Consider the following 23885-nt stretch of genomic DNA (forward strand, 5'->3'; position numbering starts at 1 on the left):
ATCCGAAGAACGTGGATGCCCGGGACAAGCCCGGGCATGACGGCACGGCGAGGTGGAATCGCCGTTGCGCGGCGCGGCCGCATATGCGACGATCTGTAGCGTTACAAGGAAACTCAATCCGCAAGGTCAGATGCCATGGACGATCGTTTGCCCGAACTGGGCGACCTCGAGCACGAGGTCATGCAATTGGTTTGGGCCCATGGTCCCGTTACGGCCGAGGTCGTGCGCGAGCGGCTGTCGCGGCGTCTGAAGGAATCCACCGTCCGCACGGTGCTGCGCCGGCTGGAAGAAAAGGGCTATGCTCGGCACACCGTGGACGGACGCACCTATGTCTACCACGCTGCGGAAGAGCGCGCGCGGGTCGCGGCCAAGGCGGTGCAGCGTATCGTCGACTGGTTCTGCAACGGCTCGATGGAGGAAGTCCTCGTCGGCATGGTGGACAATGCGATGCTCGATCAACAGCAGCTGCGTACACTGGCCGACCAGGTGGCCAAGGCGAAGAAGGCGAGGGGAGTGAAGAAAGAATGATCGCAACTCTGGCTGAGGCGGCGCTACGCTCCTTCGTGCTGGGAGGCGTCGTCTGGTTCGGTCTCAACCTGTTTTGCGTGCGCAATCCGCACGTCCAAATGACGGCGTGGGTCGTCGTGCTGCTGGCATCGCTGGCGATGCCCTTCGTCATGCATTGGCCGACGCTGACGATCACGCGGATGCCTCTGCCGGTATCCGTGCCGGATGATTTCCTGCCGGCCGACATCTCGATGCTGGAGGCCCCGCAACCGGCGCTGCCGATTCCGCCGGGCGCTGCTGTCGTGGTGCCGGCAAAAGCTGCTGTATCGATCAATTGGTGGCTGGTCGCCACCATCGTCTATGCCGGCGTCGCCGGCGCGTTGCTGCTGCGGCTGGCCATCGGTCTCTGCCTGACCTGGCGTCTGGCACGCGCGGCAAGGCCGATGAGCGGCCCGCAGCTGATCGACGTCGACGTGCGCGTCAGCCGCGAGGTCGGTGGTCCCGTCACGTTCGGCTCGACCATTCTGGTGCCGCCGCAGTTTTCCGGCTGGGATGCGAAGAAGCGCCTCGCGGTGCTCGCACATGAGGGCGCGCACGTCGCCAATCGCGATTTCTATGTGCTGCTGCTCGCCTCGCTCAACCGTGCAGTGTTCTGGTTCAGTCCGTTCTCGTGGTGGCAGCTCGCGCGTCTCGCCGAGCTCGCCGAGATCATCAGCGACGCCGAGGCGATCGAAGTCATCGACGACCGCTGGTCCTATGCCGAAATCCTGCTCGATGTCGCAACCAGCGCAAATCCGCGGCCGGTGGAGCTCGCGATGGCGCGGGTATCGACCGTGCGCGCCCGCGTCGAGCGCATCATCGCGGCGGCCGCCATGCCCGTCGCAGTCGGCTGGCGCAAGCGGCTGTGGATCGCGGCCGCGATCATTCCGGCTGTGATCGTGTCCGCCGGCATGATCGCCTATCGCACCCCGGACCCCGCACCCGTCGCTGCGGATACCGGCGAGGTGCCGGCCCAGCATTACCGCCCCTTCGTCAATTTCTACGCCATGGGTCCTGCCTCGGTGTTCGCCATCTTCCGCGAAGGCGACGACCTCTACGGCCAGCTCACCGGACAGCGCAGGCTGCGCCTGACCGTTGGCAGTGACGGCAGCGCAGCCTACGCAGCCTCGTCCGGCGAGATCACGTTCCCGCTCGATGCGGAGCGCCGCTCCTCCGAGCTGACGCTGCGCATGAACGGCCGCGATATTCGTGCGGTTCGCGTCGCCGAGATGCCGACGGCGGCCGCCGATCCGGCATCGCTCGACCAGTATGTCGGCTGGTACAGGATTGCGCCGAACCGCGTGCTGATGGTGCGGCGTGAGGGCGATCGTCTCCAGGTACAGGAAACCGTGCAGGGCCGGGCCACGCTCCTCGCCGAAGGTGCCGACGTCTTCTCGATCCGTGGCGAGAATCTCCTGATCTTCCTGCGTGACGAGCAATCAAAGGTCTCGCGGGTTCTGGTGCAGAATTCGGTCTTTGGCGCTCGCCTGGCGCCGCGGATCGATGCATCGGTGGCTCAGGCGATCGAGGCGGATTTCGCGCGCCGCCTTGCGGAGGTTCCTGACAGGTTCAGGGAGCAGGTCCCGGTTGCCGGCGGCAAGGAGATGATTCTGCGCGGGATCGAGGATCTGCGTCGCGGCACGCCGAACTACGATCGGATGAGCGCGCCGCTGGCGGCCAAGGTTCACCGGCAGCTCAGTGAATCGCAGGCGACGTTCGTGGCGCTCGGCGCGGTCGAGTCGATCTTCTTCCGCGGCGTCGGCCCCGGTGGCTATGACATCTATGGCGCGAAGTTCGAGAACGGCACGGCCGAATTCCGCCTGATGATAGAGCCCGACGGCAAGGCCGGCGACGTGATCTTCCGGCCCGACGGCAACGACGAGCTCGGCGGTATCGTGCCTTGCTCGGAGGAAGCGCGCGTGCGCGGCCGCGCCGGCACTTCGCCGATCAGGATCATGATCTATAACGAGATCGGCGACGACATCCAGGTCTTCAATCTCGACGCCGATGGCAATCGCAGGATGCAGAGCATCGTCAGACCCAACGTGTCCTGGGCGTCCACGACCACGGTGAACAATCCCTGGGTGATTGCCGACAAGTCCGGGCGGTGCCTCGAGGTCCTGGTGCCGGGGCGGCAGACACGCTTCCACAATGTCGAAGCGTCGAACATCGGCGCGCGGCCGGGGCGCGCGGCGCGGCGCGCCGTTCCGATCGCCAATGGCGAGGAGATGCTGCGCCGCTATATCGAAGGCGTCGGCAAGGGCCAGCCGGACTACGAGCGCATGACGTCGGAGGTGGCCGACATCACGCGTCAGCAGCTTCCGTTTGACCAGGCGATCCTGGCGCGGCTCGGCGCATTGCGCGCGGTTTCGTTCCGTGGCGTCACCGCGCTCGACAGCGACATCTATGTCGCCCAGTTCGCCAACGGCTCGGCGGAATGGCGCATCGGCGTCAGGAACGGCACGATCACGAAGATCGCGCTCGGACCCAATTTCTAGCGGTTCACGTCTGCCGCAGGAGTGCCTACTCAGATTTGTTGTGCTTCTGCGGAGATTGCGGAGTGAGACTCGTCGCATCGATGCGGGCGATTCCCGTTGTGCTTTGCCTGTCGGGGACGGCGTTTGCCGATGACCTCGCGACACCAGGCGATGCAAAAAGCCTGGGGTTCTCGGCCGCGCGTCTGGCGCGGATCGCGCCGTGGTATCAGGCGCGCTTCGATTCTTTCTCGCCGTCGGACGGCCTTTTGCCTGGCGCGGTCGTCGCCATCGCGAAGGGCGGCAAGCTCGCCTATTTGCAGGCCATCGGATTTCAGGACCGCGCCAAGACCGTCCCGATGAAGACGAATTCCATCTTCTGGATCGCCTCGATGTCCAAGCCGGTGACCAGCGTCGCCGCCATGATTCTGGTGGACGAGGGCAAGCTCGACCTCGACGCGCCCGTCTCGCAATACCTGCCGGAGCTTGCGAACATGCGGGTCGCTTTCCAGAAGACGGACCCGGCCACAGGCGAAATGGACTATGGGATCGGTCTGCCAAAACCAGCAAAACGACCGATGACGGTTCGCGATCTGTTGCGCCATACGTCCGGCCTGATCTATTCGGAGCTCGATTTTGCCTACCCGGAACGGGGCCTTGCCGACGCAAGGGCCGACTTCGGGATTCGGATGATCCATGGGCTCTATGGCTTGAGGGCCGTGCGGAGACGCGACACGACGTTGGCGGATTTCGTGTCGAGCCTCGCCCGCCTGCCGCTCGCGCACGAGCCTGGCGAGGTCCACGAGTATGGCTGGAGCGTCGAAGTGCTGAGCCGGGTCGTTGAAGTGGCGTCCGGTCAGCCCTTCGATCAGTTCCTGGAGAGCCGCATCTTTGGGCCGCTGCATATGGTCGACACCGGCTTCTTTGTGCCGAAGGAGAAGCTCGATCGGCTGGTCGATTCTCCCATGCCGGAACGGCCGCCGATCTGGGATGTCACGACGCCGCCAAAGTTGTTTTCCGGCGACGGCGGACTCGTATCGACCGCGCCCGACTATCTCCGCTTTTGCCAGATGCTGCTCAATGGCGGCGAGCTCGATGGCGTGCGCGTGCTCAGCCCGCATGCGGTGAAGCAGATGACGACGAACGCACTGCCATCGGGTGTCAGCATCTTCGGAGGTGACGAGGTTGGCGCCCGCGCCGGAACAACCTTCGGGCTTGGCTTCGCCATCCGCACCGATCCGGTCCAAAGCTGGATCCCGGGAGCGGTCGGAAGCTTTTCCTGGGCTGGACATTGGAGCACGTATTTCTGGATCGATCCGGCGGAGCAATTGATCGGCGTACAGATGGTCCAGGCGACGCCCGGCAGCAAAGGGCGCCAGGCGGTGCTGTATTCGGGGATCAATCACCTCGTCTATGGCGCATTGACGATTCCCGAGTCGACCGCCGTCCCGCCGGCTGCGCCGGTGCCCCCGAGCCCGGAAGCGCTCGCCGACTATGCCGGGACCTATGACTTCGGCGCCACGGTGAGCTCGCGTGACAGGCAGGGCCTGGCCGATGGCAAGACCGGATGGCTTGGAATCGGGAGTTTCGTCGCCATGGGGCAGGAGGGGCTGAGGATCAACAAGCCGAACCTCGGCAGTAGCCCCGCAGCCAAGGCCGGTGTGATGGCGGGCGACCTCATCACTGAAATTGACGGCGCGCCGCTGAAAGGCCTCGCGCTCGCCGATGTCCTGGCCAAGCTGCGAGGGCCAGCCAACTCGACGATCAAGATGAAAATCGTCCACAAGGGGCAACGCAGCGCAGGCGATCTCAGCGTCGTAAGAGCCACCCGCCGTGCCAATTCGGTCCTGCTTCAACTTCGCGTCGAGCAAGGCAAGCTCATCGCGGAGGCGACGGGGGCTTGGCCGATCCTCGAATTCGAGAAGGGCAACGCGACGCCGATCGTGGCGACATCAAGCAACGGATTCACCGTCGACGACGAAGATCATACCCGGATCGCTTTCGTCAGGGACGCGGCAGGCAAAGTCTCGGGGCTCATCCTGAATCCCGGGCCTTGGGAGCAGCATGCGGCGAAGAGCGCGCTTGGGCCCAATTTCTAGGACTGCCGCGGGCGCCCGTCTGTCGCGGCTCACGATTTCTAGGCCCTAGCGTTTCAATCTCCGCTTGCGAGTGCATTTCCGTAATGCTACGATTTGTAGCATTACGGTTGGTAGCCTAGCGCGACACCGGTCGGCAGGCTCGAAAGAGTTGGGCGTTCGCCATGAGCAATTCCGCAAAGGCCGAGGCCGTGCTGGCGCTTCATCGCTTCGGGATGGGGCCGCGACCGGGATCACTTGCGGCCGTCGGGACCGACCCGCGCGGCGCGTTGATCGCAGAACTCGATCGGCCGCTCGCATTGAGCGCCGGCGCCAGTCTTCCGACCAGTGCGAAGGCCTATCGCACCGTGGCCGATGCCAATGCACGGCGAGCCGCGCGCGCCAAGCAGGCGCAGCAACAGGCCAAGAAGCAGCAGGTGGCTGCGGTACCAACTGCTCCGGGTGACCAGGGTCAGGCTCAAGCGCAGACCGAGGGGCAAGCGCCTGCACAGGGCCAGGAGAAGGATGCTGCCGAGATGGCGGCCAAGCAGGCGGCCGACGCCGTTCCCGATCCCGGCCGTCCGATCTACTTGCAGGAAGCCAAGCTGCGCACGGAGGCCGCGCTCGCCGCCGACATCGGCTTCGCCGAGCGGCTGGTGTGGTTCTGGTCCAACCATTTCTGCGTCTCGGCCAATCGGATCCAGAGCATGTCCGGTGCCTATGAGCGCGAAGCCGTGCGCGCCAACGCGCTCGGCCGCTTCGTCGATCTCTTGCAGGCCGTCGAAGGCCATCCGGCGATGCTGTTCTATCTCGACAATCTGGGCTCGATGGGCGCGAACTCGATCGCCGGCATCAACCGCAGCAGTGGCCTCAATGAGAACTTTGCGCGCGAGATCATGGAGCTGCATACGCTCGGCGTACGCACCGGCTACACCCAGGACGACGTGATCAGCTTCGCCAACGTGCTGACCGGATGGACGCTGGTGCCGCCGGGCGCCGACCCCCAGCATGGCGGCGAGTTCACCTTCAATCCGCGGCTGCACGAGCCCGGCGGGCAGACCGTGCTCGGCAAGCGCTACGAGCAGGAAGACGCCGAGCAGGGCCGCGCCGTGCTGCGCGACCTTGCCGCCCATCCGGCGACGGCGACCCACGTCGCAACCAAGCTCGCGCGCCATTTCGTCGCCGACGAGCCGCCGCCGGTTCTGGTCGAGCAGATGGCCAAGACCTTTCGCGACACCGAAGGCGATCTCAAGCAGGTCGCGATTTCGATGGTGTCGTCGGACGACGCGTGGCGCGGGCCGCCGTCAAAACTGAAGCGTCCCGGCGAATGGGTCGTCGGCATGGTGCGCGCGACCGGCATCACGGTCGTCGATCCCGTGCGTTTCACCGGCGGCCAGGAGCTGCTGGGCGAGGCGCTGTGGCGTCCGTCCGCGCCGAAGGGCTATCCGGACGACGAAGCGAGCTGGGTCGACGGTATCGGCCGGCGGCTCGACGTCGCCAACAATTTTGCCGAGCGCATCACCGGCATGGCCGATCCGCAAGTCATCATCGAGGATGTCTTCGCATCGCAGATCGGGCCCGAGGTGAAGCAGGCGGTCGGACGCGCCGAAAGCCGGCAACAGGCGCTGGCGCTTTTGTTCATGTCGGCGGATTTTCAGAGGAGGTGAGCATGGGCTTCGTCAATCATTTGCCCACGCGGCGCGAACTTCTGGTCGGCTCCGGCGCGCTGTTCGCGTGGAGCCAGATGCCGCGGATCGCGCGTGCCGAAGGGCGCGATCCGCGCCTTCTCGTCGTCGTCCTGCGTGGCGCGCTCGATGGTCTCGGTGCGGTCGCGCCGGTCGGCGATCCCGACTGGGTCGGCTTGCGCGGCGATCGCGCGCTGGTGCTGGACGGCAAGCCGCCGGCGCTGCCGCTCGATTCCTTCTTCGCGCTCAATCCGGCGATGCCGAACCTGCACCGGCTGTACAAGACCGGCAAGGCCGCAATCGTCCATGCTGCCGCGACGCCCTATCGCGAGCGCTCGCATTTCGACGGCCAGGACGTGCTGGAGAGCGGCATTTCGAAGCCCGGCGTGACTGCTTCGGGATGGCTCAACCGCGCGCTGCTCGCGATGGAGTCCGGTGGGCGCGTCGATCCGCGTGGCAGCCGCGCGCTCGGCATCGGCTCGGTGACACCGCTGGTGGTGCGCGGCTCGGCGCCCGTCATGACATGGGTGCCGCAAAAACTGTTGCCGGCGAGCGAGGACACGCAGAACCGCCTGCTCGATCTCTACCAGCACACCGATCCGAAGCTTGCGACCGTGCTCCAGGCCCGCATGAAGCTCGCCTCGCTCGGCGGCGCGCCCGGCACGGGCGATCAGATGTCGGACGATCCGACGTTGATGCCGCCTGGCATCGCGCGCGTGCGCGCCTGCTTCGCCGAAGCAGCCGGCACCGCCGCGCGCTATCTCGCCAAGGCCGACGGCCCGCGCGTCGGCGCCATGGGCTTCGTCGGCTGGGACACGCACATCGCCGAAGGCGCGGCCTCGGGCCAGCTCTACAATCTGCTCGGTGCGCTCGATGGCGCCTTCGCGGCAATCGAGACCAACATGGGCGAGGCCTGGCGGGAGACGGTCGTTGCCGTCGTCACCGAGTTCGGGCGCACCGCGCGCATCAATGGCACGCAGGGCACGGATCACGGCACCGGCACGGTCGCCTTCCTCATTGGCGGCGCGCTCACCGGCGGCCGTGTGATCGCGGACTGGCCGGGCCTCAAGCCGGCGCAGCTGTTCGAGGATCGCGACCTCAAGCCGACCACCGATCTCCGCGCCGTGCTGAAGGGCCTGCTCAGGGATCATCTGCGCGTCGAGGAGAAGGTGCTGGCGGATGCGGTCTTCCCCGGCAGCGCAGACGTTAAGCCGATGGGAGGCCTCGTCGGCTGACGGCGCGGCCTTCGCAACCGGATCGGGTCCATGATGTACACACTGACGCAACGGGAACTCGACTTTCTCGCCAGCCTGAAAACCGGCTGGCGGCGGCTCTATCGGCGCGAACTGATGCGGCTCCTGAAGGGGGACTCCGAGGCGAGCGAAGCGCAGCTGGAGGCGCGCCCGATCGCCTGGCGCGTTGCATCGGGCTAGTTTTGCGCGAGTCTGTCTCGATTCAGGAGACGCCACTGTGGTGGAATCGCCACAGCCGGCGCGAAACGGCCGTGGCCCTAACCCTGCTTTCCTTCAGCCAAGGTTCTGCCCTCATTGCCCACCGAAACTCCGGGTAGTTCGGAGGGGCGTATCATGTCTCGCTTTGCACGTGCCGAAAGTGCCCGAATTTCCCTCGCAACCTCTTGCCGGTTGCTGCTCGCCATCGTCGGCGCCGCGTCGCTCGCCGCCTGCGCGCAATCGCCGGTCGGCCGCCAGAAGGCCGATCTTGGTACCAATCGGCAGGCTGCGGTCCAGCGGCCGCATAGGGTAGCGGCCCTGCATCCGCGGCCGATCAGCCGGGTACGGATCACCGACCGTGACGCAAAGCAAACCGCTTCGCACGGCGTTGCCAGCTTCTATTCGGATACGGAGACCGCGAGCGGCGAGAGGTTCGACAAGAACGAATTGACCGCGGCGCATCCCAGCCTGCCGTTCGGCACGAAGCTGCGCGTCACCGATGTCTCCTCAGGCCGCTTCGTGACCGTCCGGGTCAACGATCGCGGGCCCTATGTTCGCGGGCGCGTGGTCGACATCTCGCCCTCCGCGGCCGAGGCGCTCGGAATGGTCGACAAGGGCATCACCAATGTCCGGCTCGACGTGGTGCGATAGAGCGCGATTGATTGACTTGAGCCGCCCCGCTTAACCGAGTGTTAGTCGCCCTGGCGCACCATGAGCGCCCAAACAAGTCGGGGCTCCAATTTGGGGTCCTCGGGGGAGGCGGCGTTTGAACACGATCCAGTATCTCGAAGATCAGGCCGCGCGCGCCGAGCGGCTCGCCAAACGGATCACGGATACGCTGACAATCGAAAAGCTCCTGACCTTCGCCGGCGAACGCCGCCGCGAAATCGAGGTCATCGCCGGCAAGTACCGGCGCGCCTGATAAACCATGCACTGAACGCATTCGCCCTCGCTGCGAGGCGCGGAACTTCTGTTCGTCTCTGGCGTCATGTCAATGATGAATGTGGAGGAGGAAGTCATGGGTTTTGGACGAGGTGCTTTGCTTTGGCTGCTTGGCGTGCCGCTGCCGATCGTTCTGCTGCTGGCGTTGTTCTGGCACCACTAGAGCATGATCCGGAAAAGCGTGAAGTGGTTTTCCGATAAGATCATGCTCAAACAATAATGCTGCCACACGAAAAGCGCCGCGGAAGCGGCGCTTTTTTTGCCTGCGATTTGAAACTTAACAACGAGGACGAGGCGCGGTCAGCTATGGCTCTCGACGAAGTCGCTGAGATAGTCGGGAAGCCGGACGCCATCGATGTCGCAACGCGCCTTGATCTCACCGGCGATTTCGGTCGAGATGTCCTTCATCCAGTGCTCGAGCGTGTTGAAGGAGATCACCTTGATCGGATCGTTGAAGCAGCCGGCGACGAGCTCGCCGATCGTGGCTTCAAGATCGCTTCGTTCGATGCGGATTTCAGTCGCCTTGTCGCGGCGATCAATTACCACGAACAGGGTCTGGTCTGCACCATAGGGCACGACCGCGGATGGCACGCCGGCTTCAAGCATCTTGTGGCTCTCGTCTCGACTTCCGATCCCGGTTAACGGGAAAATCCGGTAGAAGGTTCCTGCCTCGTGAAAAGCTTGTCGCGCGCGTGCAGCTTCGGCGTCTGCACGCAATCAGAGAAATTCTCTCAACCGCGATAGTTCGATGACGTGCTCGGGCGAGAGGATATCGGTGACCAGCGGCGGCTGCGCAATCGTGTGAATCTCATAGAGATGCCTGGTCGTGGCCGGCTTCTCCATGAAGGCCGATATGCACTGGTCGAGCGTACCTTCGCTTATCGGATAAGAATCCCTGTCCGGTCGGCGCTGGTTCGCAAGCGAGGGCCATTTATGCAGGGTTGCAGGCGCTCCGAAATCGACCTTTGAATCCGCAACCACGTCCGTCCCGCCTCACGCAACAAAAATTGCCCCAACACGCGGATCTGCGTGCCGGGGCCCACACCTATCGCTGCATCTCAATGCCGAGCGCTTAACGCCGCAGCCGGGAAAAGGTTCCCGGCGGCCTTGTCGCAAATCAGCTCGCGGCCGCCGCGATTCTGTGGCCGGGGCTGGAATGTTCGTGGCTAACCTCATCGCCGCGACTGACTTCGGGCGGAAGCCCGGCGAAGCGCCGCAGGGCTTCGGCCATCTGCACCCGGCCTGCTACACCGGTGATCACCACGTCGACCATCGCAAAGGACGAGTGGAAATGGCCGCGCGCCTTGAGCTGCTCGACCGGGACGCCGGCGGCCGCCATTGCCTCGGCATAGGCGATGCCCTCGTCCCGCAACGGGTCGAACTCGCAGGTGACGACCAAGGCCGGCGGCAGGCCCGCGACGTTGCCGCGCAGCGGCGAGACGCGCGGATCGGTACGGTCGGCCGGTGAGCAGTAGAGGTCCCAGAACCAGTACATCAGCGAGCGCGTCAGGAAATAGCCGGTCGCATTGTCGTTGTAGGAGGGCCGGTCGAAGGTGCAGTCGGTGACCGGGCAGACCAGGAGCTGGCCGGCGATCTCAGGCCCGCCGCGATCGCGCGCAAGCTGGCAGGTGACGGCGGCGATGTTGCCGCCGGCGCTCCAGCCTGCGACCAGCACCGGGCCCGGCCTGCCGCCAAGCTCGGTCGCGTGCTCGGCGATCCATCGAGTTGCCGCATAGCCGTCCTCGGCCGCGGTCGGGAAACGATGCTCGGGCGCGTGGCGATAGCCGACGCTGACGAACATCATGCCGGTCCGCCGCACCAGATCGCGGCACAGCGGCTCGTCCGATTGCTCGTCGCCGAGCACCCAGCCGCCACCATGGAAATAGACCACGACCGGATGCGGCCCCGGCGTTGCAGGCTTGTAGATCCGGTAAGGCAGCGGGCCGTCCGCGCCGGACAGCGTGCCGTCGACGATGTCGCCGATCGGCCGTCCCGCGGGCCGGCCCTTGTTGAACTCGTTGACGAAGGCGCGCGCGCCGAGCGCACCCATCGACTCGATCGGCGGCAGGTTCAGCGATGCCAGCAGATTCAGCACCAGCCGCACATCCGGCTGCAGTGATACCACCTCGCCGTCGTTGCATTGCGCCGCGCCGTTGGGGCCGGTCAGCTTGAAGCCGAGCATGCCGCGGGCCGTGACCTCGTCGCAAATGCTGCGATAGGGGCCGACGCCGCCGGTGTAAGGCATCAGGCCCTGCACCTTGCCGGGCACGTTGGCGCCCGTGTACCAGGTGTTGGCGAGCCGGTGCAGGGTCACCATCGAACAGTCCGTCATGTGCCGGCCCCAGCCGGCCTGCGCCGTCTCGGTCGGCTCGATCGTGGTGAAGCCGGCGTCGCGCAGCGCAGCGATGCGGTCGACGACCCAGTCGACATGCTGCTCGATCGACACCGCCATGTTCGAAAGCACCGACGGGCTGCCGGGACCGGTGATCATGAAGAAGTTGGGGAAGCCCTCGACCGTCAGCCCGAGATAGGTCTGCGGCCCCTGCGCCCAGACGTCGGTCAGCGACTTGCCGCCGCGTCCGGTGATCGGATGCACGGCGCGGATCGCGCCGGTCATGGCGTCGAAGCCGGTCGCGAACACGATGACGTCGACATCGACGCTGCGCTTGGCCGTTGTGATGCCGTTCGTGGTGATCGCCTTGATCGGCTCCTGGCGCAGGTTGACCAGCGTAACGTTCGGCCGGTTGTAGGTCGCATAGTAATTGGTATCGAGGCAGGGGCGCTTTGCGCCGAAAGGATGATCGTGCGGCGTGAGCGCCGCAGCGGTCTCGGGGTCGTTGACCGCGGCGCGGATCTTCTCGCGGATCAGATCCTGGACGATCTTGTTGCCGTCGATGTCGACGGCCTGGTCGGCCCAGAGCTGCGTCAGGATGTGGACGAGGTCGCCGGCTGCCCAAGCACGTTCAAACCGCTCACGACGCTCGGCATCGCTCAATTGCCAGCTCACGACGGTCTGCTGCGGATAGGGCACGCCGGTCATCGACTGTCGCGCCTGCTCGCGATAGGCCGCGCGGTCGCTCTGGAAAAGATCCATGCGATCGGACGGCGAGGGGCCGTTATGCGCCGGCAGTGCGAAGTTTGGCGTGCGCTGAAACACGGTCAGATGCGCGGCCTGCTCGGCGATCAGCGGGATCGACTGGATGGCCGACGAGCCCGTGCCGATTACGGCGACGCGCTTGCCGGCGAGATCGACGCCGTCATGCGGCCAGCGCCCGGTGAAATAGACCTTGCCCTCGAAATCCTTGACGCCGTCGATCTCGGGCGGCTTCGGCGCGGAGAGGCAGCCTGTGGCCATGATGTAGTGGCGGCAGGAGACCGGCGTGCCGCTGCTCGTGGTGAGCTGCCAGCGCTCAGTCGCTTCATCCCATTTGGCTTCGGTGACCTTGGTCTTGAAGCGGATGTCGCGGCGCAGATCGTAGCGGTCGGCAACGAAGCCGAGATAGCGCAGGATCTCGGGCTGGGTCGCGTATTTCTCCGACCAGGTCCACGTGTTTTCGAGTTCGGGATCGAAAGTGTAGCTGTAGTCGATGGTCTGGATATCGCAACGGGCGCCGGGGTAGCGGTTCCAGTACCAGGTGCCGCCGACATCGCCGGCTTCCTCGAGGGCGATCGCCGTGAGGCCGGACTTGCGCAGGCGATGGAGAAGATAAAGGCCGGCAAATCCGGCGCCAACCACTGCAACGTCGACCTGTTGGGCTGTTCCACTCGCCGCTTTGGACTCACGTGCGGCGACCATTGCGTCTGGCATGGTATTCCTCCCGTGTCTTTTGTTTTGCCGGCAGGCTATCGCTGCAGGCTTGGCTTGTCATCAGGACAGGTACAATCTTCGGTAGTTGTTTGCGGCACCATCGTGGCCGCGCGAAGGTTGCGGCGATACACGCACCGCGATGCACAACCGCCGGGATTGTCCGGGCTAATCAGACCACATCCTTCTGTGTATGCTTGCGGTTACAAGCCACGCGTACCGACCGGACGTCATGACAGAGTTGAGCGAGCGGACGAAAGCCAACATGGACGTCGTCCTGGAGCAGACGTGCCGCCAATTGCCGCACGGCGGCGATCACGACAGCCGCAGGTTCATCGCAGAGCGCCTGATCGAGGCGGCGCAATCGGGCCATTCCACGCTTGGTGAGCTCGGCATCGTCGCACGCCGCGCGCTGGCGGAAATCGTCGCCAAGGGCGGTTAGCTGGCGCCGCCGAGCTTGCCTCATCGCGGGCCGCAGACGTAACCTGTCGGGGAACCTTTTGGCGCATCGAGATCCCCCAGGATGCGGCTCCAGTTTGCGCTCGTCGTGGCGTCTTCACTCCTTTGCTGGGACGGTGCTGCCGTCGCTCAGGCGGTCGGGCAGTTTTCGTTCGCGCTGACGCGTGAAGGACAGATGCTCGGCGCGGTCGAGGGCGAGGTGGCGTCGTTCAAGGGGCTGGCCTATGCGGCGGCTCCGGTCGGCGCACTGCGCTGGCGCCCACCGCAGGCAACAGCCGAGAACCCCGAGATGCGCACCGCCTATGAGTACGGCGCGCCGTGCCTTCAGCCCTCGCTGCCGGGCGCGAGCGAGGACTGCCTCACGCTGAACGTATTCCGTCCCTTCGGGGTCGACGGCCCGCTGCCGGTGATGGTCTTCATCCATGACGGCGGCTTCGTCGGCGGCACCGCAAACGATCCGCTGTTCGACGGTGCAAAGCTCGCGCAAGCGGGCCTCATCGTGGTCACCGTGAATTATCGTCTCGGCGCGCTCGGCTGGCTCGCCCATCCCGCGCTGTCGGAAGGTGGCTCAGGCAACTACGGCCTGATGGACCAGATTGCGGCGCTGCATTGGGTGCACGACAACATCGCGGCCTTCGGCGGCGATCCGAACAACGTCACCCTGTTCGGCGGCGGCGCAGGCGCGACGTCGATCGCGCTGCTGATGCTGTGTGCGCAATCGCGCGACCTCTTCCAGAAAGCCATTCTGCAATCGCTGCCCGGCCGCGCGCGCCTGCGCCCGGTGCAGGAGGCGGAGGCCATGGGCCGGCAATTCGTGGCGGCGCTGGGGCAGGAAGCAGATTTCCGCGTCGCCGCGCCGGCGCGGCTGCTTGCTGCCGAACAAAAACTGCTCGCCAAATCCGAACGCAGCTTCGCGCCCGCGATGGATGGAATCCTGGTGCGCGAAGACGTGGCCAAGGGATTTGCGGCAGGACATGAAAGCCGCATTCCACTTATGATCGGCTCGAATGACGACGAGACGCGTTTCGATGGCGAGCGCGAGATCAAGGAGACGCTGGCGTCCTCGGGCGAGAGCAGCGATGAGCTGCGCCAGCTCTACCCTGACATCACCAGACCATCGGAGCGCGCAGCCAGATTCTACACCGACAAGGTTTTCTCCGAGCCGGTCAGGCTGCTTGCCCGCCTCCATGCGGCAACCGGTGCGCCAACGTTTCGCTATCGCTTCGCTTACGTGACCGAGGCCCGGCGCACAAATCCCGACGAAGGGCACGGGCGCGAGCTGCAATTCATTTTCGGCGCGGAAGGCGTGCCCGGCGCGGGACCGCTCACATGGGGGGATCGCGAGGTCGCGACCCGCATGCGCGGTTACTGGATCAACTTTGCGAAGACTGGTGATCCCAACGGCCCGGACCTGCCCCACTGGGACGCGGCCGCAGACCGCGATCGCCTGCTGCTGATCACGAACGATCGCATCGCGAGCGGCGACGACCCGTGGTCGGATCGCCTGGACCGGCTTGCAAGCGAGAGCAGAAAATGAGTTGGGCTTAGGCCGCGAGCTCGACGCGCGGCGCCGGGCTCAGCCGGTGTTCTTCCAGGTGGTCCATCGCGCCGTCCTTCTCGACGGCGTAGAACTGCTGGCCGTCCTTGGACCTGTAGGCGGCGCGAACGACGCCGCGGCGGCCCTTGTCACTGTTGACGACGTCCCCCAGCGCAAACTTCTTCATCTCACGTCTCGCTTGTCTTCAGGCCGACTCCTTCGGCCACGGCCGGATTGTGGGCGGCAAATCGTTAACGACTTGCTAACCATACCGGTTTGCCTATGCTCGCCGCCGTTCGCGCGGGCAGCTCGCACGCGCATGTTGTCAACGAGACGAGCCGGCATCCATGACGCGATTTCCAACCCTCTTCCTGTCGCATGGCGGCGGCCCCTGGCCCTTCATGGAGGACCGGCGGGTGCAATATGCCAAGACGGCAGCGGAGTTCGGCCGGCTGCCGCAGCTTCTTCCCGAGAGGCCCAAGGCCGTGCTCGTCATCACCGGCCATTGGGAGGCCGACGCCTTCACGGTGTCGATCTCGGCGCATCCGCCGATGGTGTACGACTATTACGGTTTCCCCGAGCATACCTATCACCTCAAATATCCGGCGCCGGGCAAGCCCGAGCTCGCCGCGGAGGTGAGGGCACTGCTCGAGCACGCGGGCCTCGATTGCCGGGAGGATCCCAATCAGGGTTTCGATCACGGGACCTTCGTGCCGCTCGGCCTGATGTATCCGAACGCGGATATGCCGATCGTGCTGCTGTCGCTGAAGTCGAGCTACGATGCGGCCGAGCACATCAAGGTCGGGCAGGCGATCGCATCGCTCCGCGACGAAGGCATCCTGATCGTCGGCAGCGGGCTCACCTATCACAACATGCGCGGCTTCAACAGGCCGGAGTCAAAGCCGGTCTCGTATGATTTCGAGGCCTATCTGAACGAGGCGATCAGCAACCCGGATGCGGCGCGCCGCAACGCGATGCTGGTCGACTGGGAGAACGCGCCGAGCGCGCGTCTCGCGCATCCCCGCGAGGACCATCTGCTGCCGCTGATGGTCGCGGCAGGTGCCGCCGGCAGCGACGTCGGCAAGCGCGTCTTCGTCGACGAGGTCGCGAACGTCGTGATGGCGTCGTATGTGTTTGGATGAATCCTAGCGTGGATTAGCGCAGCGTGATCCACCATAGAATGTCGAAAACAACCCCATGCACAGTAGAACGGCCCAGCAAATAGAATGGCTTAGCAGAGTACTTTTGCCGGGCAGGATACGCGAGCGGTATTTCGACGGGTTTGACACGTCGGGCAAAACAGCGGCAAAATTCGATCATGGCACCGCTCTCGCTCGGCCACACCGAGATCGAAGGCACGGTGCGCTATCTCGGCATCGAGGTTGACGACGTGCTCGCGATTGGCGAGCAAGTTGGTGTGAATTATCAGGGCAGAGCGGACATGCTTTGCCCGTCGGCCATCAGCCGCTTCGGGCCAACAGGCGTTCGAAACAAGAGAACCGCCAAACAAACCGGTCTTTAACGAGCGCGCATTGGGGGTGCTGCCAGTTGCTGACAGCAGGGGGTAGCCTGATAGCTGAAGCACAGCGATTCACGGTATTTGCGAGGAGTCTGCTTTGGGTTCGCTGCGCCATTGAAGGTGCGAGTCTCCGCCGCGATCAGGCGGCTGCTGTGGTGTCCGAGGCACAGTTCTCCAACAACTGGCTTCCAATCGGGAGGCCTGTCGATTTTGTCTAGACGGACAGTGCGAGTGCCGGCTTACTCTTGATTGTCCGAGTCTGGAAATACTTCGGTTTCAGGATTATCGACGCCTCTGATGACGCTGCATGTCACGGTCAACGACGCTCAGACTGGCGCCCCCGCTGTGACGTGAAGGCGGTCATCGCCGTGGTTGGACTTGCGATCGAGGCCAGAATAGCCGGCGCGCCGGCGATGATTGCTGAAGGTGACCGGACCGCCTTTTACTTGCGTGACGCCATCAGACATGGCGCGCGCGGCATTATAAGTTTCGGGGTATGCGGCGGGCTAGATCCGAAGCTCCGACCAGGTAACATTGTCATCGCCTCGTCGGTATTTGCCGCGAAAGATGAAGCTTATCCAGCTGACCACCCCTGGGCCGAGGAGCTCCTTCGGATGATCCCGGGTGCCAGCTACGCTGCGATAGCGGGTGTCGCTTCCCCGATGACAAGTCTTGAAGAGAGACGGGATTTCCATGGCATCACTGGGGCGGTTGCCGCCGATATGGAGTCGCAGATCGTCGCTCGAATTGCTTCCGAACTCAGAATTCCCTTTGCCGTCTGTCGTGTTGTTCTAAACCCCGCTCATCGAAAACTTCCGAGGGCAGCGCTCATAGATATCGGGCCAGCAGGTAAGCCTGAACTGCGCAAGATTGGACGTTCGCTTGTTCAAGACCCGGGGCAACTCCCTGGTCTTAGCCGGCTCACCGTTGACTCCGTCATGGCGGTGATGGCTTTGCGCAGCGCCAAGCGACGGCTCGGAGCTCACTTTGGTTTCCCGCACCTGTGTTCACGAGACCGAGTCCCCATTCCGACGCGTGCACTTGAAACGATAGCCACACGCGCCTGATCCTGCAGCAGCGCGCTCCCGATCTCAGACTCCAGGCTTTTCCAGGTCCGAGATGGTGTTGGAATCTGCACGCCGGCGCAGAAAGACGTTACTCACCGAAAGAGCCGGCGCGGCCAAAATATCCGCCAGCGCGTTCCAGGAAAACGTTGGCCGAGGCGCGCCCGCGTGGCACGAAGTCTGCTCGGCCGCTCGTCCGAAGCAGCCTCGTCGTCTCATAAATCGCCAGGCGAGCGGGTTCCAGTCGCGCCAGACCTGCTCGGCCCTTTGGGATAGCAAGCCCGAGACGATTTCCGGCGCAGGTCCGAAGACCTCAGGCAGTTTGCTCGACAAACTGTTGTCCGACAGAACGTCCCATCTCGAAAATCCGCCCATGATCGGAGATGAAATGGCGAACACCACGCGACCAATCCGCGCCTCCCGTGCCGGGAAAGAACACATTGGGCAAGGTTCGACGATTGAATACAAGGTGCAATCCGGCAAACGCTTTTGTCTCAGAGTCTTCTGCGCCTCTGAAAGAGCCACGAGTTCCGCGTGTCGGGTCACGTCGCATTCCGATGAAACGTGGTTGGTCGCTTCTGCGATGACCTGTCCTCGGTACGCGATGACGGCGCCGAATGGCAGCTCTCCTTGCTTCACCCCTTGCCGGGCGAGTTCGAGGCATCTTTCTATCATTCGCAGATCTTGAACGTCAGCTTCTGATCTACTCATGGGCGGTCCCTCGGGAACGCGAAATCGGTGTTGAGAATGCGTTGGGTTCTGTCGCCGTCCCTGCAAATTGCGGCGGTGCCGGAGCGACGAAGAATTTTTCCGGCGCCGCTACGGAAGCCCCTCCTGCGGCCTGGCATATTGGCAATCAAACAACGGGCTGCAAACAGTCTGACTTGATCTGGATCAAGGACTACCTTTCAAGTACCGCACTGACCACGCGATGGTCGATTGTCTATGTCGGCTCCGGGGTCCCTCAAAAATGGACATCCCGGATTTTATGGGGACACGCGCTAATCCGTCCTACGCAGCGTCAAGCTCACCCGTACCTCAGCTTCATGAACAGGATGCCGCCGGCGAGCACCATGGTGATGGCGTTGGCGGCGACCAGCGGGGCGTCGCCAGAGAGCAGGCCGTAGACGAGCCAGAGCGCCAGGCCCAGCACCATGACCAGGAACATGCCGAGCGAGATGTCGCGCGCCGAGCGGGTCTTCCAGACCTTGATGAACTGCGGCGCGTAGGCGACGGTGGTGCAGGTGGCGGCGGCAAAGCCGATCAGCTTGATCGCGAAGGGTTCCATGCCGGCTCTATAGCATGGATTCGGTGGTGATCATGGCTAGGGCCTTTTCCGTTCCGATGAAATCGGAACGGGCTCTGGATTCTTGTTTTGACGCGTTTTCTTTGCGCGAACCGGTATCCACTTCGCTCAAAAACGCTACGTCCGGCGCGCCGCCACGAGATCGCGATAGAGCACGGCATAGTCGCCGGCGCGGTTGCGCCAGGAGACGTCGGTCGCAAGGCCGCTCAATTGCAGCCGGCGCCAGGTCGCCTTGTTGTGGAAGGCCGTGTTGGCCTTGCGCAGCGTGCCGGTGAGGGCCTCTACGGTGACGGGCGCGAACTTGAAGCCGGTCGCGGCGCGGTCCGATGTGCTGGCCTCGCCGATATCGACGATGGTGTCTTCGAGGCCGCCGACGCGCGACACGATCGGGACGGCGCCATAGCGCAACGCGTAGAGCTGGGTCAGGCCGCACGGCTCGAACCGCGACGGCACGATGAGTGCGTCCGATCCGGCCTGGATCAGGTGCGCCAGAATCTCGTCATAGCCGATCACGACGCCGATCCGTCCGGGGTTCGCGCGGGCGACGGCCTGATAGCGATCCTGGAGATCGCGATCGCCGCTGCCGAGCAGCGCGAGCTGCATGCCGTCGCCCAAGATGGTCGGGATGGCCTCGAGCAGGAGATCGAGCCCCTTCTGCCAGGACAGGCGGCTGATGACGCCGAGCAACGGCGCCTCGTCCGAGGAATCGAGATTGAACTGCTGCTGAAGCACCGCCTTGTTCGCAGCGCGGAACGTGAGGTCCTCCGCGCCGAAGCGGTAGGCGATGTGCGGATCGGTTTGCGGATTCCACACGTCGGTGTCGATGCCGTTGAGAATGCCGCTCAGCACATCGGCGCGTTGGCGCAGCAGGCCGCCGAGCCCCATGCCGCCTTCGTCGCTCTGGATCTCCTGCGCATAGGTCGGCGATACCGTGGTGATGCGATCGGCGAGCTGAAGCCCCGCCTTGAGGAAGCTGATGCCGCCGAAATATTCGAGGCCATGGACGTTGAAGGAGTCCCAGGGCAGGCCGATCGAACCGATCAGCTCAGGAGCGAACTTGCCCTGATAGGCCATGTTGTGGATGGTCATCACGGTGCCGGGCCGCGGACGGTTGTCGTAGTGCAGATAAGCGGGCGCGAGCCCCGCCTGCCAGTCATGGGCGTGCACCACATCGGGCACGAACGCAGGAACGAGGCCGTGACCGATGTCGGCGGCAATGCGTGACAGTGCGGCGAAGCGCAGGCCATTGTCGGGCCAGTCGACGCCCTCGGCAGTGACGTAGGGATTGCCCGGCCGCGCATAGAGATGCGGCACGTCGAGCACGAACAGATCGAGCCCGTCATGCGAGCCCGCGAGCAGGCGTCCGGGACCGCCGAAATAATCCGGCCAGCGCCGGATTTCGCCGGCTCCCCCCAGCATTCGCATCACGTCGGGATAGCCCGGCATCAGCGTGCGCATCTCGACGCCGTGCGCCTTCAGCGCAAGCGGCAGTGCGCCGGCGACATCCGCGAGGCCGCCGGTCTTGACGATCGGGTAGACTTCGGAGGCGACCGCGAGGACGCGAACAGGCGTCATGTATTGAGCCTGTCGAGCATTGTCTGGGTGATGAGCGAAATGCCCTGCTCGGTGGTGCGGAAGCGCTTGGCGTCGAGTTCGGGATCCTCGCCGACGACGAGTCCCTCGGGGATTTCGACGCCGCGGTCGATCACGACGTTCTTCAAACGAGCGCCGCGGCCGACATTCACGTAGGGCATGATCACGGCGTTCTCGACAGTGGCGTAGGAGTTGACGCGCACGCCGGTGAACAGCAGCGAGCGGCGCAGCGAGGCGCCGGAGATGATGCAGCCGCCCGAGACCAGCGAGCTCACGGCCTGGCCGCGCCGGCTCTCCTCGTCATGGACGAACTTGGCGGGCGGCGTGATCTCCGCATAGGACCAGATCGGCCAGGCGCGGTCGAACAGGTCGAGCTCCGGCACGACGTCGGTGAGGTCGATATTGGCCGCCCAATAGGCATCGACCGTGCCGGCATCGCGCCAGTAGGAGCGGGGGTCGCTGCCGGAGCGAACGCAGGAGGTCGAGAACTGGTGCGCGATCGCACGGCCGTTCTTGACGATATAGGGGATGATGTCCTTGCCGAAATCGTGACTGGAGTTCGTATCCTCGGCGTCGCGCTTGAGCTGGTCGAACAGGAATTTCGTATCGAACACGTAGATGCCCATGCTGGCGAGCGAGACGTCCGGCTTGCCCGGCATCGGCGGCGGATCCTTGGGCTTCTCCAGGAACTGCTGGATCCAGCCGTTCTCGTCGATATGCATGATGCCGAAGCCGGAAGATTCCTGGCGCGGCATTTCGAGGCAGCCGACCGTGACGTCGGCGCCGCTGTCGACATGCTGGCGCAGCATCACCTCGTAGTCCATCTTGTAGATGTGGTCGCCGGCGAGCACGACGATGAAGCGTGCGTTGTGCGACTCGATGATGTCGATGTTCTGATAGATCGCATCCGCCGTGCCGACATACCACATGTTCTCCGAGACGCGCTGACTGGCCGGGAGGATGTCAAAGCTCTCGTTGCGTTCGGGGCGGAAGAAGTTCCAGCCCATCTGAAGGTGCCGGATCAGGCTGTGCGCCTTGTACTGGGTCGCGACCGCGATCCGGCGGATGCCGGAGTTCACCGCATTGGACAGCGCGAAATCGATGATGCGGGACTTGCCGCCGAAATAGACCGCGGGCTTGGCGCGCCGGTCGGTCAGTTCCAGGAGCCGGCTGCCGCGTCCGCCGGCCAGGACGAACGCCAGCGCCTGACGGGCAAGCGGCTCGGATCTCGCGGCACTCATGTCATCCTCCCACAACTCTGGCGCTTTGCGAGAAGCCTCCCGGCCGCGCACATTGGAACCGATAGTAACGGTACGAATAGTAAATCGGGAAGGTGCTTGTTGGTTGCGAACGCCCAGGAAGCTTAATGCTTTGCTGTGGCCTCCGGCTCCGTCGCACCGGTGTCATTTTTGCGCGGGCGCCGGCATTGGCCGGACCACAATCGAGGCATGCGCGGGTATTCTTGTGCGGTGCACGCAATGCAGGCTGTGACTTTCGGAGGCTTTGACTTGGGGCAAGGATGCCCGATCATGGCCTTGCGATCCTTTTCCAAACGAAACGTCAGACAGGGAGCAAGACGATGAGTATCTGGAAAACGGCAATTGCCTGTTCGCTGGCGGGCGCGGTGATGGCCGGCCAAATCGAGCAGGCGGCAGCGGCTCCGCTGCCGACCAACGTCGCGACCATGAAGGCCGCCGTTGGTGACGATGTCACCCCGGTGTATTGGCGCGGCCGTGGCTGGGGATGGGGATTGGGCGCAGGAGGCCTCCTCGCCGGAGCAATCATCGGCGGTGCCATCGCAAGCAGCGCGCCCTATGGTTACTATGGCGGCGGTCCGTATTACGGCGGTTATGGTTATGGGCCGGGCTACGGCTATGGCTACGGTCCGTCCTATGGCTATGCGCCGGCCTATTACGGCGGCTACGGGCCGAGCTATGGGTACGGCGGCTACTACGCGGGTCCCCGCTACTACGGCTATCGCGCCTATCGTCCATATTACGGCCCTCGCTACGGCTACTACCGGCCATACCGGGCCTATGGATATTGGTAAGGACCCTGCGCGGCTAGAGCGAGAGCCACACGATCAGGCTCATGCAGGCGAGATGCGCGAGCACGATCGCGGCGAGATGCAACGGGCCGGCCTTGAGGCTGGACTTGCGCATCCCGCCGCGCGCCCTGCGCTAGTTTGACCCCGCGGCCGCGGCCGTAAAGCTGCGGTCCACGGCTTTGCTCACGTCGAGCGTCTTCGGCAGGATGCCGTAGCGCGTCGAGCGGTCGGACGCTTCCTGCACCTCCTTCACCACGTTCTGGTCGATCACGATCGGGCTGGTGCGCTGCGCGGTGTAGGCCGACAGCAGCACGTCCTCCGGCAGTTTGGTCAACTCGGCCGTGCTCTTTGCGTATTCGGCAACATGATCGAGCGACCACAGCCGTGCCTTGTTCAGCCGCTGCACGAGGTCCTGCACCGCCGCGCGCTTGGTGGCGATGGCGTTGTCGGAGGCCACGATGAAGGTGATTGTCGGCGTCAGGCCTTCGCCGTCGGCGATCACGCGGGCCTTGTCCTTCAGCGTCGCGAACGAGACATAGGGCTCCCACACGGCCCAGGCATCGATCGAGCCGGCCACGAGTGCGATCTTGGCGTCGACCGGGCCGAGCGGTGCGAAGGTCGCGTCCTCCAGCTTGATCTGCGCTTTCTCCAGCGTCGCGTCGATCAGGAACTGGCCCCAGCCGCCGCGCGTGCCGGCGAGGCGTTTTCCCTTGAGGTCGGCCGCCGACTTGATCGGCGAATCCTGGCGCACGAGGATCGCTTGCGTCTTCGCATCCGACCTGGTGCCGCCGATCGCCTTGATCGGCGCGCCGGCTGCATAGACCGAGAGGAAGGAGAGATCGCCGGTGTAGCCGACGTCGAGCGCGCCGGCGTTCAGCGCTTCCAGGATCGGAGCGGCGGCAGGGAATTCTGACCATTCGATTCTGTAGGGCAGATCCTTCGCATAGCCGGAGATTTCGAGCAGCGAACGGTTGCCGCCCTTCTGGTCGCCGACGCGCAGCACGACGGTGTCGGCCGCGAACGAGGCGGCCGCGGTCGACAGGGTGATGGCTGCGGCGAGCAGCGATGCTGCGAGCCGGCGTGTGATGGAATGGTCGTCGGAGTTGATGCTCATGTGGCCTGTCTTGTTGCTTTGCCCACGACGCGTGAGCGAGCGATGCAGCGAGACGATCAAGTCTATGACGGCGCGATGTGCAGTCAATGAAATGGCTATCCGTATTGCAGATGCGCCGAGCAATGACGTTTCAGCGTAGCGCCGCTTTCGAGAACGCACCTCGTGCGCGGCGGGAGCTGCGCAAGAATGATGCAGGCTGCGGAGTCGCGGCGCATCCTTGCAAGACGATGCAGCAACGAAAATCGTTTCATCGCTGTCCCATGCGCTG

General features: G+C 64.4%; 23 protein-coding genes. 14 read left to right on the forward strand and 9 right to left on the reverse strand.

Translation table 11 applies throughout. From position 1 onward, the window contains the following. Nucleotides 1-135 precede the first annotated feature (135 nt). The 8 genes from BJ6T_RS14330 to BJ6T_RS47160 all read left to right on the forward strand — a co-directional run bounded on the left by BJ6T_RS14330 (nucleotide 136) and on the right by BJ6T_RS47160 (nucleotide 9153). Nucleotides 136-528, forward strand: coding sequence for a BlaI/MecI/CopY family transcriptional regulator (locus tag BJ6T_RS14330; protein WP_014493096.1), 393 nt, complete (start codon nucleotides 136-138; stop codon nucleotides 526-528). Continuing rightward, entirely contained in the window at nucleotides 525-3044 is a 2520-nt protein-coding gene (locus BJ6T_RS14335; protein ID WP_014493097.1) for a M56 family metallopeptidase, read from the forward strand. Before BJ6T_RS14330 ends, BJ6T_RS14335 begins: the two co-directional genes overlap by 4 nt. A gap of 62 nt (nucleotides 3045-3106) precedes the next feature. Next, nucleotides 3107-5119, forward strand: a complete 2013-nt coding sequence (locus tag BJ6T_RS42545; protein WP_039227657.1) for a serine hydrolase — start codon at nucleotides 3107-3109, stop codon at nucleotides 5117-5119. Between the two features lie 161 nt (nucleotides 5120-5280). After that, nucleotides 5281-6762: a DUF1800 domain-containing protein gene (locus BJ6T_RS14345; RefSeq protein WP_014493099.1), complete on the forward strand. Its 1482-nt coding sequence runs from the start codon at nucleotides 5281-5283 to the stop codon at nucleotides 6760-6762. A gap of 2 nt (nucleotides 6763-6764) precedes the next feature. Continuing rightward, entirely contained in the window at nucleotides 6765-8015 is a 1251-nt protein-coding gene (locus BJ6T_RS14350; protein WP_014493100.1) for a DUF1501 domain-containing protein, read from the forward strand. 30 nt (nucleotides 8016-8045) lie between these two features. Beyond that, nucleotides 8046-8213, forward strand: coding sequence for a hypothetical protein (locus BJ6T_RS47155; RefSeq protein WP_014493101.1), 168 nt, complete (start codon nucleotides 8046-8048; stop codon nucleotides 8211-8213). Nucleotides 8214-8366: 153 nt separating this feature from the next. Then, nucleotides 8367-8882: a septal ring lytic transglycosylase RlpA family protein gene (locus BJ6T_RS14355; protein ID WP_028170674.1), complete on the forward strand. Its 516-nt coding sequence runs from the start codon at nucleotides 8367-8369 to the stop codon at nucleotides 8880-8882. Between the two features lie 115 nt (nucleotides 8883-8997). Next, nucleotides 8998-9153: a hypothetical protein gene (locus tag BJ6T_RS47160; RefSeq protein WP_014493103.1), complete on the forward strand. Its 156-nt coding sequence runs from the start codon at nucleotides 8998-9000 to the stop codon at nucleotides 9151-9153. A gap of 320 nt (nucleotides 9154-9473) precedes the next feature. Here the strand turns inward: BJ6T_RS47160 and BJ6T_RS47165 are convergent, their stop codons facing one another. From BJ6T_RS47165 to BJ6T_RS14370, 3 genes are all read right to left on the reverse strand, one after another. Then, on the reverse strand, nucleotides 9474-9779 hold the full coding sequence (locus tag BJ6T_RS47165; RefSeq protein ID WP_014493104.1) for a hypothetical protein: 306 nt from the start codon (nucleotides 9777-9779) through the stop codon (nucleotides 9474-9476). Nucleotides 9780-9890: 111 nt separating this feature from the next. Continuing rightward, the gene (locus BJ6T_RS14365; protein ID WP_014493105.1) at nucleotides 9891-10154 is read right to left on the reverse strand and encodes a hypothetical protein; all 264 of its coding nucleotides are present in this window, start codon (nucleotides 10152-10154) and stop codon (nucleotides 9891-9893) included. A gap of 136 nt (nucleotides 10155-10290) precedes the next feature. Next, nucleotides 10291-12981, reverse strand: a complete 2691-nt coding sequence (locus BJ6T_RS14370; RefSeq protein ID WP_014493106.1) for a flavin-containing monooxygenase — start codon at nucleotides 12979-12981, stop codon at nucleotides 10291-10293. A 190-nt stretch (nucleotides 12982-13171) separates the two neighbouring features. On the opposite strand from BJ6T_RS14370, the gene BJ6T_RS14375 reads away from it, so the two are divergent. Beyond that, entirely contained in the window at nucleotides 13172-13420 is a 249-nt protein-coding gene (locus tag BJ6T_RS14375) for a hypothetical protein (RefSeq protein ID WP_014493107.1), read from the forward strand. A gap of 81 nt (nucleotides 13421-13501) precedes the next feature. Continuing rightward, nucleotides 13502-14974, forward strand: coding sequence for a carboxylesterase/lipase family protein (locus tag BJ6T_RS14380; protein ID WP_028170675.1), 1473 nt, complete (start codon nucleotides 13502-13504; stop codon nucleotides 14972-14974). Between the two features lie 7 nt (nucleotides 14975-14981). On the opposite strand, the gene BJ6T_RS14385 is transcribed toward BJ6T_RS14380, so the two are convergent. Continuing rightward, nucleotides 14982-15161 carry a hypothetical protein gene (locus BJ6T_RS14385; RefSeq protein ID WP_014493109.1) on the reverse strand — a complete coding sequence of 60 codons (180 nt, stop codon included), beginning with the start codon at nucleotides 15159-15161 and terminating at the stop codon, nucleotides 14982-14984. A 160-nt stretch (nucleotides 15162-15321) separates the two neighbouring features. Here BJ6T_RS14385 and BJ6T_RS14390 point away from each other — a divergent pair, with 160 nt between their 5' ends. The 3 genes from BJ6T_RS14390 to BJ6T_RS14400 all read left to right on the forward strand — a co-directional run bounded on the left by BJ6T_RS14390 (nucleotide 15322) and on the right by BJ6T_RS14400 (nucleotide 17560). Beyond that, on the forward strand, nucleotides 15322-16116 hold the full coding sequence (locus tag BJ6T_RS14390; protein WP_014493110.1) for a DODA-type extradiol aromatic ring-opening family dioxygenase: 795 nt from the start codon (nucleotides 15322-15324) through the stop codon (nucleotides 16114-16116). A 176-nt stretch (nucleotides 16117-16292) separates the two neighbouring features. Next, nucleotides 16293-16496, forward strand: coding sequence for a hypothetical protein (locus BJ6T_RS49375; RefSeq protein WP_014493111.1), 204 nt, complete (start codon nucleotides 16293-16295; stop codon nucleotides 16494-16496). Between the two features lie 347 nt (nucleotides 16497-16843). Continuing rightward, nucleotides 16844-17560 (forward strand): phosphorylase family protein, encoded by a 717-nt coding sequence (locus tag BJ6T_RS14400; RefSeq protein WP_144037993.1) that lies wholly within the window; start codon nucleotides 16844-16846, stop codon nucleotides 17558-17560. 24 nt (nucleotides 17561-17584) lie between these two features. On the opposite strand, the gene BJ6T_RS43340 is transcribed toward BJ6T_RS14400, so the two are convergent. The 4 genes from BJ6T_RS43340 to glgC all read right to left on the reverse strand — a co-directional run bounded on the left by BJ6T_RS43340 (nucleotide 17585) and on the right by glgC (nucleotide 21697). Next, a complete protein-coding gene (locus tag BJ6T_RS43340; RefSeq protein ID WP_080584015.1) occupies nucleotides 17585-18268 on the reverse strand; it encodes a nucleoside deaminase in 684 nt (227 codons plus the stop codon). A 316-nt stretch (nucleotides 18269-18584) separates the two neighbouring features. Continuing rightward, nucleotides 18585-18845 carry a SemiSWEET transporter gene (locus tag BJ6T_RS14405; RefSeq protein ID WP_014493113.1) on the reverse strand — a complete coding sequence of 87 codons (261 nt, stop codon included), beginning with the start codon at nucleotides 18843-18845 and terminating at the stop codon, nucleotides 18585-18587. A 135-nt stretch (nucleotides 18846-18980) separates the two neighbouring features. Beyond that, nucleotides 18981-20438, reverse strand: a complete 1458-nt coding sequence (glgA, locus tag BJ6T_RS14410) for a glycogen synthase GlgA (protein WP_014493114.1) — start codon at nucleotides 20436-20438, stop codon at nucleotides 18981-18983. Continuing rightward, entirely contained in the window at nucleotides 20435-21697 is a 1263-nt protein-coding gene (gene glgC / locus BJ6T_RS14415; protein ID WP_014493115.1) for a glucose-1-phosphate adenylyltransferase, read from the reverse strand. Before glgC ends, glgA begins: the two co-directional genes overlap by 4 nt. Before the next feature lie 338 nt (nucleotides 21698-22035). On the opposite strand from glgC, the gene BJ6T_RS14420 reads away from it, so the two are divergent. Next, entirely contained in the window at nucleotides 22036-22506 is a 471-nt protein-coding gene (locus tag BJ6T_RS14420; protein ID WP_014493116.1) for a hypothetical protein, read from the forward strand. A gap of 130 nt (nucleotides 22507-22636) precedes the next feature. Here BJ6T_RS14420 and BJ6T_RS14425 read toward each other — a convergent pair whose 3' ends face one another. After that, nucleotides 22637-23617 (reverse strand): ABC transporter substrate-binding protein, encoded by a 981-nt coding sequence (locus tag BJ6T_RS14425; protein WP_014493117.1) that lies wholly within the window; start codon nucleotides 23615-23617, stop codon nucleotides 22637-22639. Between the last annotated feature and the right edge of the window lie 268 nt (nucleotides 23618-23885).

This window comes from Bradyrhizobium japonicum USDA 6 (assembly GCF_000284375.1).
GTDB lineage: Bacteria > Pseudomonadota > Alphaproteobacteria > Rhizobiales > Xanthobacteraceae > Bradyrhizobium > Bradyrhizobium japonicum.